This is a genomic window from Nitrosospira sp. CT (genome assembly GCF_059489795.1).
In genome coordinates, this window is the sequence record NZ_JCAHZJ010000078.1 from 76,273 (window position 1) to 87,078 (window position 10,806).

8 protein-coding genes are annotated in these 10,806 nt (G+C 52.6%); 2 read left to right on the forward strand and 6 right to left on the reverse strand.

All coding sequences use genetic code 11. The features are described from left to right. Positions 1-80: 80 nt before the first annotated feature. Positions 81-509, forward strand: a complete 429-nt coding sequence (locus tag AC52W5_RS14640; RefSeq protein WP_074974541.1) for an OsmC family protein — start codon at positions 81-83, stop codon at positions 507-509. A 253-nt stretch (positions 510-762) separates the two neighbouring features. Here the strand turns inward: AC52W5_RS14640 and bamC are convergent, their stop codons facing one another. The 4 genes from bamC to AC52W5_RS14660 form a co-directional block, all read right to left on the reverse strand. After that, on the reverse strand, positions 763-1,887 hold the full coding sequence (bamC, locus tag AC52W5_RS14645) for an NlpB/DapX family lipoprotein (RefSeq protein ID WP_495671536.1): 1,125 nt from the start codon (positions 1,885-1,887) through the stop codon (positions 763-765). 56 nt (positions 1,888-1,943) lie between these two features. Continuing rightward, positions 1,944-2,846, reverse strand: a complete 903-nt coding sequence (gene dapA / locus AC52W5_RS14650; RefSeq protein WP_495671537.1) for a 4-hydroxy-tetrahydrodipicolinate synthase — start codon at positions 2,844-2,846, stop codon at positions 1,944-1,946. A gap of 364 nt (positions 2,847-3,210) precedes the next feature. Then, positions 3,211-5,820, reverse strand: a complete 2,610-nt coding sequence (gene clpB, locus AC52W5_RS14655; RefSeq protein ID WP_495671607.1) for an ATP-dependent chaperone ClpB — start codon at positions 5,818-5,820, stop codon at positions 3,211-3,213. A gap of 150 nt (positions 5,821-5,970) precedes the next feature. After that, positions 5,971-7,452, reverse strand: coding sequence for an FMN-binding glutamate synthase family protein (locus AC52W5_RS14660; RefSeq protein WP_495671538.1), 1,482 nt, complete (start codon positions 7,450-7,452; stop codon positions 5,971-5,973). 59 nt (positions 7,453-7,511) lie between these two features. Here AC52W5_RS14660 and nadC point away from each other — a divergent pair, with 59 nt between their 5' ends. Further along, a complete protein-coding gene (gene nadC / locus AC52W5_RS14665) occupies positions 7,512-8,381 on the forward strand; it encodes a carboxylating nicotinate-nucleotide diphosphorylase (RefSeq protein ID WP_495671539.1) in 870 nt (289 codons plus the stop codon). Between the two features lie 137 nt (positions 8,382-8,518). Here nadC and AC52W5_RS14670 read toward each other — a convergent pair whose 3' ends face one another. Continuing rightward, complete coding sequence (locus AC52W5_RS14670; protein ID WP_495671540.1) at positions 8,519-9,688, reverse strand: acyltransferase family protein; 1,170 nt, start codon at positions 9,686-9,688, stop codon at positions 8,519-8,521. 204 nt (positions 9,689-9,892) lie between these two features. Further along, positions 9,893-10,798: a hypothetical protein gene (locus AC52W5_RS14675; RefSeq protein ID WP_495671541.1), complete on the reverse strand. Its 906-nt coding sequence runs from the start codon at positions 10,796-10,798 to the stop codon at positions 9,893-9,895. Positions 10,799-10,806: the final 8 nt, after the last annotated feature.

The window sequence follows — 10,806 nt, forward strand, 5'->3', positions numbered from 1 at the left end:
AAACCATTTTCTGAAACACCTGTTGATAATCAAGCTATACGATGAAAGTAAACGATAACTTTTCCATATGAGGAGGAAATATGACTACAAAGAAGGCGTGGGCAGTTTGGGAAGGTGGAATCAAGGACGGGGGCGGAACGATTTCCACCGAAACGGGTGTACTGAGCGAAGCACCTTACGGTTTCAAATCGAGATTTGAAAATGGCAAGGGCACCAATCCGGAAGAACTCATCGGCGCCGCACACGCAGGCTGTTTCTCGATGGCGCTCTCCCTGATGCTCGGGGAAGCTGGTTTGACGCCGGAGAAAATCGAGACGCACGCTGCTGTCACGCTCGATAAAGTTGGAGAAGACTTCGAGATTACCACTATCCACCTTGACGTTGCCGCCAAAATACCGGGAACAGATCAGGCGAAATTCGAAGAGATCGCAAGCAAGGCAAAGGAAGGCTGCCCCGTATCCAAACTATTCAAGGCAAAAATAACAATGGATGCAAGGCTGAAAACATAGTTATTGCCCGATAAAGTGATCGGAGCGTCATTCGCCGACATATTACACGGCGAATAACCGGATTTACCCGGAACTTGCCCGATAACTGGAAGAAAGCATATCAACCTTCGCTCCGAGATACCTGGCGGCAGCACCGATAGAACCGCTGGATCGTTGGAGCGAAGCACAATGCCTCAACGTATGAAAAGCTCGCTGCAACACATCGGGCACGAATCGGACGTACAGCCATACGGGCAATAGCAACCGGGGTTGATTACTTCAACTGCTCATACAGCAATTTCAATATACGCTTTGCGTCACTGGAATCCTCCGCCACCCCATCCTTGTTCAACACGGTGACGTCGGTATTGGTTCCCGCTTCGCTTAGCTGGATGCGGTATTGACCCGGCTTATCGCTATCCTCGTCCCGCCAGAATGCAAGCTTCGAAAGCAAACCGGTCCCTGCACCGTTTTCTGCCTCCGGATTTACATAGCGCACAAAGTAAACACCCTGAGAGCGGTTTCGGTCTTCGACGGTAAATCCGATACGATCCAACGCCAGTCCGACGCGTCGCCACGATCGGTCAAATGCTTCGGTTACGGTCAGTATTCCACCTTTTTCGCCATTGAGGCGCGCACGCTCCTGAACGCCCATGCTCGCCACTGCGCTTCTGGCGCGCTCCTCCGTCACGCCAAAGCGCATCATCAGGCGGGAAAGCATCTCCGCTTCCAGGTCAGGATCAGAGGGGCGCGGTTGCCATACAGTCCGTACGTTGGCGCCCTCGATCACCTCGTCCATGCCGCGATGGCTGATATAGATCTCCGTAGTACCGTTCTCACCGCGCTCCAGACGCGTGCGAAACTTGTCACGCTCACCCGTTGAATACATGCTGTCCAGAAGCTTGCCAAGCGTATTCCGAATAATATCTTCGGGAATTTTCGCGCGATTTTCCGCCCAATCCGTTTCCATCACGCCGGCTTCAGGCATTTCAATCTTGATGAGAAAGCCCAGTTCCTGCCAGAAATCCCTAACGATCGGCCATATTTCCTCCGGCTCTCCATTTACAACAAGCCAGCGCTGCGTGCCCGAGCGTTCCATCCGTACTCCGGCCTCATCCATTGAGGGCAGGATGGAAGCTCCTCCGGTGGTGATACCTGCCGTCTTGCTGCGCTCCTTGTCGTAGGAGGAAAAAGTCGCAACCCCGGTGGGACTGATATCCGGAACATGATAACGCTCGTCCGAACCTGGTGCGGTCAGATCAGGTGGAATTTCCAGAGGCGGAAGTTTGCCCGCCGATTTATAATTGATCTTTTTAGCTTCCGGCAAAATGTCCGAGAAAACGCTGCATCCTGCAACGGCCGCTGCCAGACATAGCGCAGCCATTATCTGCGATCTCATGTGCAATACTTGATTCCTGAAAATCCTGCCCCAGGCTCTCGAATTCGGGCAATCATTTAAACAGATATCGCCACATCGATTCCTGCCTCGCTCATCGCTTTTCTGACAGTCTGATGACATCGATCTGACAACGGTGTCAGTGGCAACCGCAGCCCCTCGCCGATCAATCCCATTTGCGCAACAGCCCATTTCACAGGAATAGGATTGGCTTCTATGAATAAATCCAGATGCAACCTCAAAAGCTTTCTGTTTGCAGCGCGGGCAGCAGCCAGGTCGCCCGCAAACGCCGCTGTGCACATCTCATGCATGAGCTTCGGCGCCACGTTGGCGGTGACGGAGATAACGCCATGCCCGCCAAGCAACAACAAAGCCAGGGCACTGGCATCGTCGCCGCTATAGATTGCAAAATCTTCGGGAGCACGGCACAACAGGTCGAACCCCCGACCGATATCACCCGTTGCATCCTTGATTCCGACAATGTTGGGAATTTGCGCGAGACGAAGAACCGTATCGTTGGCGATATCTGCCACCGTCCTGCCGGGCACGTTGTATAGTATCTGCGGGATATCCACCGCCTCGGCCACCGCGCTGAAATGCTGGTATAAACCCTCCTGGGTGGGCTTGTTGTAATACGGCACGACTGACAGGCTTGCATCCGCTCCCGCATTCTTCGCATAAATGGAAAGGTCAATTGCCTCGCGCGTGGAATTGGCTCCGGTTCCCGCAACTACCGGTACCCGTCCGGCTACCTGTTCCACTGCGGTTTTGATCAGCAAATGGTGCTCTTCGAAATCCACGGTCGGTGATTCGCCGGTGGTTCCTACCACCACGATACCATCAGTTCCTTCCGTCACATGAAAGTCGATCAAGGATTGGAAACGCTCCAGATCCAGTTCGCCATTTTCATGCATCGGAGTGACAATGGCGACCAGACTGCCTTTTATTGCGACGTTATCCATGAAGGTAGATTCGAAAAAAACGGCTATTTTACCTGAATCCGGCACCGGCAAAGCATATTCGCGACGGTACAGGTCGCGTTGTCAGACAACACCAGGAGGAGCGGGTTCCCGACATCTTAGATGAATCCGATGAGAGTCATGAAAACCAAAACACCCTGGACGAATCTGCTGTCAGCTGAGGGTTGTCCTCCCACGCATAAGAAGGGGAGGATGCGCGCAATGCTCAAGTAACTTGAGATGAGTAATAATTGGCTATGGGAAAAGTCCTGTAATTCAGTTATTTCGTTTCAACCTTACCCGATCCACTCCCTCTCCCTGGCAAGGAGAGGGTTGGGGAGACTGCGCTTGGCTTCCGGGAATTTCCTCAAGCCGATACGGATTCCCTTGTCTTCGAGAAAGTGATCACACCATTTTTCGAATCGACTGTGATGGTATCCTTCGCAGCGAAGTGACCTTCGAGTATTTCCTTTGCCAGCGGGTTCTCGATCTGGGCCTGTATCGCGCGCTTGAGCGGTCGGGCGCCGAACACCGGATCGAATCCCGCTTGGGCCACTTCTGCAAGCGCGGTATCCGTCACTTTGAGGTGCATCTCAAGTTTCGCCAGACGCTTTTCCAGTTGCTGAAGCTGTATCCGCGCGATGGATTTGATATGCCTCTCATCCAGCGCATGGAATACCACTACCTCGTCAATCCGGTTGATGAACTCCGGGCGGAAATAGGCCTTCACCTCGCCCATGACCGCCAGCTTGATGACTTGGTAATCATCCCCTGCCATCTGCTGGATCATTTGCGAACCGAGGTTTGAAGTCATGACGACAACAGTATTCTTGAAATCCACCGTACGGCCCTGTCCATCAGTCATGCGTCCGTCATCCAGCACCTGTAGCAGAACGTTGAACACGTCAGGATGTGCCTTTTCCACCTCATCCAGCAGAATTACCGAATAAGGTTTTCTGCGTACCGCTTCGGTCAAATAACCACCTTCCTCGTATCCGATGTATCCGGGCGGTGCGCCGATCAAGCGCGCAACAGAATGTTTTTCCATGAACTCGGACATATCGATGCGAATCAGATGCTCTTCGGAATCGAACAAAAAACCAGCCAACGCCTTGCATAGCTCTGTTTTACCCACGCCCGTCGGTCCGAGGAACAAAAAGGAACCATAGGGGCGGTTGGGGTCCGCCAGTCCCGCGCGTGAGCGGCGGATAGCATCGGATACTAGGCGTACCGCCTCATCCTGTCCCACTACGCGCTCGTGCAGCTTCTGTTCCATATTCAGGAGTTTTTCCCGTTCGCCCTGCATCATCTTGGAAACAGGAATGCCAGTAGCACGCGAAACCACTTCTGCGATTTCTTCCGCTCCAACCTGGGTTCGGAGCAACTTCGGCTTGTTTTGCTCCATGGTCTCTTTCTCAGCCTGCCGATCCTGCACCTGAAGTTGCGCCTCCAGTTGCGGAATGCGTCCATATTGCAGTTCGGAAACTTTCTGCCAATCTCCTTTGCGCGTCGCCGCCTCGATTTCGAGCTTGACCTTTTCCATCTCTTCCTTGATATGCTGCGTACCCTGCACCTGGGATTTTTCGGCTTTCCAGATTTCTTCCAGGTCGGCGTATTCGCGCTCGAGTTTGGCTATCTCATCTTCCAGTAATGCAAGACGCTTCTGCGACGCCTCATCCTTTTCCTTCTTCACCGCCTCGCGCTCGATCTTGAGCTGTATCAGACGCCGGTCGAGCCTGTCCATCGCCTCCGGCTTCGAGTCGATTTCCATCCGGATGCGTGCCGCGGCCTCATCGATCAGATCGATGGCCTTATCGGGCAGAAAACGGTCGGTAATGTAGCGATGCGATAGCTCGGCTGCTGCCACAATGGCGGGGTCGGTGATATCCACGCCATGATGCAGCTCATATCTTTCCTGCAAGCCACGCAGGATGGCGATGGTAGCTTCCACCGTCGGTTCATCCACCAGCACCTTCTGGAAACGCCGCTCCAGCGCGGCATCTTTCTCGATGTACTTGCGGTATTCATCCAGGGTAGTGGCGCCCACGCAATGCAATTCACCCCGCGCTAGTGCCGGCTTGAGCATGTTGCCCGCATCGATTGCGCCCTCGGCCTTGCCCGCGCCCACCATGGTGTGAAGCTCATCGATGAAGACGATAACGCTACCCCCGGCCTGCGCAATCTCTTTGAGGACAGATTTGAGGCGCTCCTCGAATTCGCCCCGGTACTTGGCTCCCGCGAGCAACGCGGCCATGTCCAGCGAGAGTACTTTCTTGTCCTTGAGGGTTTCCGGCACCTCATTATTGACGATGCGCTGAGCCAAACCCTCGACAATGGCAGTCTTGCCCACCCCTGGTTCGCCGATCAGCACGGGATTGTTCTTGGTACGGCGTTGCAATACTTGGACAGTACGTCGAATTTCATCATCACGCCCGATAACCGGATCAAGTTTTCCCGCCCGCGCACGTTCGGTCAGATCGAGCGTATATTTTTTCAGAGCTTCGCGGCTAGCTTCGGCCTCAGGATTGCTGACATTCTCGCCACCGCGCACCTCGTTAATTGCCTGTTCCAGCGCATTGCGGCTGGCTCCGTTCTGCCTCAGCAGATTGCCAGTCTCGCCTTTGTCCTGAAGCGCGGCCACCAGGAACATTTCCGACGCAATGAACTGATCACCCCGTTTCTGCGCCTCCTTGTCGGCCAGGTTGAGCAGATTACCCAGATCACGCGAGACATTGATCTCTCCCCCCGTACCCTCTACTTTGGGAAGACGCTCAATCGACTTTTTCAGTGCTTCCCGCAAGGGCGGCACATTCGCACCTGCCCGCTGCAACAACGAAACCGTGCCCGTATCTTGCTGCTGCAAGAGTGCTAGCAGCAAATGCTGCGGTTCAATATAAGGGTTGTCCTGCCCCACGGCAATGCTCTGCGCATCGGACAACGCCTGCTGGAATTTTGTGGTTAATTTGTCGAAACGCATGAGAAGCCCTTTATGGGTAGTCAATAATTCTTATATATGTGGGATACGGGAGAATTTTCAAGATATCCCTCACGGCCTCAATCCTCAGTCGAGATGGAGGATGCAACAAGCAAAGCTATTGCTGTATCGGATTCCAGTACCGCATGCCAGTCAAAGCGAAGGTATTTCCGGATATGGATACAAAATGTTGAGAGCCACACTTTTGCCCGCCGTCTCCACGATGCGCACATGCTCGCGCTTCAATTGGCGGGCGTGGCGCAAGCCGCAGGAGTAGGCAATCATATCGATTTCCCTGTTCATGTTTTTGGCATAATTGGCAACGCGCAGGTATTTCTCCTGCACCACCAGGCCACGCTGCAAACGCCGATTATGGGTGGTGATACCGGTAGGGCAGGTATTCAGGTGACATCGCATGGCCTGGATACAGCCGAGTGAAAACATGAAGCCGCGCGCGGTGTTGACAAAGTCTGCACCCACACATAGCGCCCACGCCGCCCGTGCCGGTGTCACCAGCTTACCTGCTGCAACCACACGTATGCGATCTCTCAAGCCGGATTCCAGTAATGCATCCACCACCCGTGGTAACGCTTCCGCAATGGGCAGGCTCATATGGTCGACCAGAGTCTGGGGCGCAGCCCCGCTGCCACCTTCGCCACCATCAATGTTGAGAAAATCCGGCGCGTATTCGGAACCCCTGCGATTCACTGCGTCGCACAGTTCGTTAATAAAGCGCCACCCGCCGATGGCAGCCTTGACACCCACAGGCCGCCCGGTGAGATCGCGGATATAGGCGATCTTGTCGAGCAGTTCATCCACATTTCCGATATCGCGATGACGATTAGGACTGATTGAATCAAGATGAGCAGGAATACCGCGGATAGCCGAGATTTCATTGGTTACCTTAGTTCCAGGCAGCAACCCTCCCTTACCCGGCTTCGCACCCTGAGAGAGCTTTATTTCAAATGCCTTGACCACCTTCGCAAGTTCCTTTGCCCGCTCCGGTGAAAAATTACCCTCCTGGTCGCGAATACCATACTTTGCAGTACCGATTTGCATGACAATATCGCCACCACCTTCGAGATGATAAGGTGAGAGCCCGCCTTCCCCCGTGTTCAGCCAGCACCCTGCCTCTGCCGCTCCAAGTGACAATGCGCGGACTGCGGGCGCCGAGATCGCGCCATAGCTCATTCCACTGATATTGATAATGGATTTCGCATGAAAAGGATGCTCGCAATAGCCCTCGCCAATCATCAGCGGCGGAGTGGGCAACCGGTCGCTCTCCAATACGGGGAAAGCGACATTGACGAAAAAAATAGAGCCTGGCTCGCGCAGATCATTGGTCGAGCCGAAACCGACGATACCGCCCTCATTCTTTGCATTCCTGTACACCCATGAGCGAGTAGCGCGATTAAAGGGCAGTTCGCTCCGATCACTGGAAAAGAAGTATTGCCGGAAATACTCTCCCTGTTTCTCCAGGAAAAATCGCAGGCGCCCGATTACTGGATAGTTACGCAGGATGGAATGCTTCTTCTGGGTTATATCCTGAATGAACCAGAATACGACTATCCCTATCACGATCAGGCCGACAATCGTGCCGAAACCGTATGAGATTACTTTCAACGCATCAGACATGACGCCTCCGTATTGCATTCAGCTAAAATACTTCATTCGTTTCGGTAAACATAATAAAAATGTTTTACGATCATTTCACGTATCTGGAAACCGAAATCAAGAATAACGTCAGCCAGGCGCTGCTCGAAGATGTGGGTGCTGGCGACCTCACCGCTGGCCTTGTTCCTTGTGACGAAACTGCGACCGCTACTGTGATCAGCCGTGAAGAGGCTGTGATGTGTGGAAGCCAATGGTTTGCCGAATGCTTTCGGCAACTGGAATCGCAAATCGAAGTGCGCTGGCATGCGCAGGACGGCGAAACAGTCGGCGCCGGACAGAAACTCTGTGAAGTGAAGGGTGATGCCAGAGCACTGCTGACAGGTGAACGGACAGCCCTCAATTTTCTGCAACTGCTCTCGGCTGTCGCCACCCAGACCCGATGTTACGTGAATGCAATTTCCGGAACCGATGCAGTCATTGTCGACACCCGCAAGACCTTGCCTGGATTACGGCGGGCCCAAAAATATGCCGTTAAATGCGGCGGGGGAACAAACCACCGGATCGGTTTATATGATGGCATTCTAATCAAGGAAAACCATATCATGGCTGCCGGCGGTATTGAACCGGCACTGCATGCCGCGAGGAAAATTGCCGCCCGCGGGATATTCATCCAGATCGAAGTGGAAACACTGGAAGGCCTCCGCACTGCTTTGAATGCCGGAGCGACACTGATTCTGCTGGATAACTTCGATCTGGAAGAACTGAGGGAAGCAGTAGTATTGAACGCGCGGCTAACCAATAAAGGCGCAGTGCTGGAAGCTTCCGGCGGAATTACCCTTGACAATGTCCGCGCAGTAGCCAAAACCGGTGTGAACCGCATTTCCATTGGCGGCCTTACCAAGGATATAAAGGCCATAGACTTGTCAATGCGGTTTTCTTCCCGTACCTGACATAGTTCCCTCAGCAAGTACAGTCCCCTGTATATCAACACATGGGTGAAAGAAAATAGCGAAAGTGGAGGAAGTGCAACGTCCATTCATCGTTTTTTTGGACTAAGGGGTCTGCTTGAGAACCTCTAAGCGAGAGATTAGGCGGCCCCCCGCCCCAACTCGTCGCGAACAATTGCCTTTTGTGGTTTTTGTGGTAACAGCAATTTTGACAACCATCGCTGACGCTTCGCCATCTCCCACAGGAGCAAAGACATCGCGATACTCCACGCAAGACTGACAATGCTGTTTAGATACACATAAGGACTGATATGGTGCAGCGCGACAAACGCCCGGGTTTGCAGGAAGCCGTGAAAGATCAGGATAAAAAGTGTCCCTGATCCCAGATATGCCAGCGGTTTTCTGAAGGATGGAAAATTTTGCAGTAACGAAGCGATACTGAACGTTATATATATTCCTGTCGCCGCCTCCATGGTCGATACAACCGCACTATCGTATACCCTTTCATTAAGATCAATGGTGTCATCAAAATAAAAGTGCAGAGCAACAAACACTACGGCAGATACAAATAAGCCGGGCAGGCTGAATTTCATCGATTTCGCAGGCTCGGCGAGCAGATACCCGAAGATAATGAAGGAAGATGTTATCGGAATAAGATCGGCGCCCCAAGGAAGTCCCAGGAACCGTCCTGGTCCCATAACGCTTGCGGCTATTGCCGTAGGGTGATGATAGGCATCGATAGAACTCATGCCGATCCCTAAGAGCAGGAGGGCAACTGACACTATCCATACCTTATTGTCCGTGCAGGCTTCAATTGCCTTCAAAATGATCAGGGACGCGATCAACGAGATAAAAAGATGCGGTAAAAACCACATAGCAATCCACTCGATCGTATCGCCGGTACCATAAAGCAAGCCTATAAAATAACTGGTGCCGCTCATACTAGCTTCGCCGCCCCCACCCAATGCGGCCCTCAGCATCTTGAGTACGCCCAGGCCTGTCAGGACAACGAAATAGGGTTTCAATAGAGACCCTGTCCGGCCTATTGCGAAACGCAGGATTCCGTCCGGTGCTCGCAGGAATATTCCTGCCAGGAAGAAAAACAAAGGCATGTGAAATGAGAAAATAACTATGTGGAGTTCGTTTTTCTCATGGGTTGACAGCCAATTATGTCCGAGTACGACAAAAAATATGCCGATTCCTTTTGCCACATCGATTGTGCTATTGCGGGTCGTCATAACAAATAGCCGGTCTGGAATAATATGCGCCGGTATGAAATAGTTCCGGCAGGCGGGGTAATGCATTGGCATTGCGCCTGAATCGCTGTTACTTTTAGACAAGAATTGCGGGATCAGATTCGAGATTGAAATATGTCAGCAACTGTGAAAACTTTAGCACTGATCACAGCGAGTCCGAAATCAATAGGATCAGAGTCGATTGATCCTAAATGAGGTGATCGATCGACTCTTTTTCTAATGATCAATCGAGTCTGACCCCCATTGAAATCCATATTATTAAAGCAAGATAATATTGTCCAGCAGGGGCAACACAACTGATTCTTGCCCTTCTCCAGTATCGGTGCTCAAGGTACCAAGGGACCACTTGGGAAGATGCACCAGAGGTACGACAAATTCAGGAGGCTGGCCGCCTTCAGGCTCGCTGAGACCGAACAGAAACAGGCGTGCGGGCACCCAGGCGTCGTTACCCTTGATACTTAACCTGATCGAGTCAGCCTTCAGCTCAGCCCTTCTAAAAGGAATATCGACCGGGGCGAAGTAAAGATTTGCCTGGGCGCGCTCCAGGTCATCCTGAGAAGTGTCGGGAAAAACGTGATCTACGACCACGCGCCCATCAGCAGCGGTAATCTGAAGCGCGATGTCGTCGTCGGTGCCGGCATTATCTACATCAGCGGTAGTCAAGAGCAAGAGCAATCGTCGAATAACTACCGTTTGGTCTCCCAGTTGAACGCGTGCAGGAGCAAAGGAAAGCTTGCCTTCACTAGAGTCCGTGCTGAGGGCCACACCCACCAATTGGCCCGCAATTCCCACATCCCCTTGCAACTCGGTATTGAGGGCAAGTGGAACGATCAATCCATCTTTTTGTTCTCCCCAGACGAATACGCTCTTGGGGCGCCACATGTCGTCGCCCCGAATGCCGATGCGGATGGAAGAAGCATTCAGGTCCTGAGGATCGACCGTAGAGCCGACAAAGGGTTGCGGCTCGAAGTCATCCTCCGTTATTTCATAGAGATTCGCTTGTCCTTGTTCCTGGTCGTTCTGCTCCGTGTCAGGAAATGTACGGTGCAAGACATCAAACCTCCCGCCTCTTACATTGATAATTAATACGATGGAACTGTCGGTACCAGAATCATCCGAATCGTCAGTCAGCATTCCGAACCATACGGTTTTAAGATCTGACATGATTGCTC